The organism is Mesorhizobium sp. B2-3-14, assembly GCF_006442175.1.
GTDB lineage: Bacteria > Pseudomonadota > Alphaproteobacteria > Rhizobiales > Rhizobiaceae > Mesorhizobium > Mesorhizobium australicum.
Window position 1 is genome coordinate 1 of the sequence record NZ_VFVP01000024.1, and the last position, 1,295, is coordinate 1,295.

Sequence of the window (1,295 nt, forward strand, 5' to 3'; positions counted from 1 at the left end):
GAGATCGGAACGCGAACGGCCCGCCGGCATAGAGCCAGGCGGGCCGTTTTGTTTGGTTGCGGGGACAGGATTTGAACCTGTGACCTTCAGGTTATGAGCCTGACGAGCTACCGGGCTGCTCCACCCCGCGTCACCACCATGATCGCCTTGTGGCGATTGCGGTATTTGCGATCGCCATTTTATTTGGCGATTGCGGTATTCTGTCTCCACCAAATGAAAGGGCCGCTTAGAGCGGCCCGGGATCCCTTGGCGGGCCTTTATGCGTGTCGCCCAAAAGAGTTAGCGGTTTGGGGCAACGACGTGCAGAGAAGATTTCACGGTCATCCGATTGGATGAGAGTTTGAACGTGCGTTTTGCAGACCTGGCAGCGACCTACTCTCCCGCGTCTTGAGACGAAGTACCATCAGCGCTGGAGCGTTTCACGGCCGAGTTCGGAATGGGATCGGGTGCAGCCGCTCCGCCATAACCACCAGGTCGGCAAAACGCACGTTATTCGAGAAGCTGGAATAGGGAATAGTGAGTAGCGAATAGTGAGTAGGGGATACCTATTCGCCATTGGCTCACTGCTCTTCACCTGTCTTTTTGTGCCTGAGCGACATCCGCAGTTTGCTTCCGGGCAAAGCCCGCAAGCGCGACTGCGCGTCGCCGGTCGTCCGGCGCCCTCGCGGAGCATAGGCCCGTAAGGGCCGCTCATGCGTGAGCGCTGGTCAGACCATTTGACTTCGTCAAATGGGTATTAGGAATGAGAACGATCAAGCCGATCGAACTATTAGTACCGGTAAGCTTCAAGCGTTGCCGCTCTTCCACACCCGGCCTATCAACGTGGTCGTCTTCCACGGTTCTCAGGGAATACTCGTTTTAAGGTGGGTTTCCCGCTTAGATGCCTTCAGCGGTTATCCCGTCCGGATATAGCTACCCTGCTATGCGGCTGGCGCCACAACAGGTCCACCAGAGATCCGTCCATCCCGGTCCTCTCGTACTAGGGACAGATCCTTTCAATATTCCTACACCCACGGCAGATAGGGACCGAACTGTCTCACGACGTTCTGAACCCAACTCACGTACCGCTTTAAATGGCGAACAGCCATACCCTTGGGACCTGCTCCAGCCCCAGGATGCGATGAGTCGACATCGAGGTGCCAAACAACCCCGTCGATATGGACTCTTGGGGGTCATCAGCCTGTTATCCCCGGCGTACCTTTTATCCGTTGAGCGATGGCCCTTCCACGCGGGACCACCGGATCACTATGACCGACTTTCGTCTCTGCTCGACTTGTCAGTCTCGCAGTCAGGCA

1 tRNA gene and 2 rRNA genes are annotated in these 1,295 nt (G+C 56.7%); all 3 read right to left on the reverse strand.

Going from position 1 to position 1,295, the window contains the following annotated elements:
- Positions 1 to 53: 53 nt before the first annotated feature.
- A tRNA-Met gene (locus tag FJ950_RS29395) sits at positions 54 to 130 on the reverse strand.
- 229 nt (positions 131 to 359) lie between these two features.
- Positions 360 to 474 (reverse strand): 5S ribosomal RNA (gene rrf, locus FJ950_RS29400).
- A 274-nt stretch (positions 475 to 748) separates the two neighbouring features.
- Positions 749 to 1,295 (reverse strand): 23S ribosomal RNA (locus tag FJ950_RS29405); the annotation flags it as partial.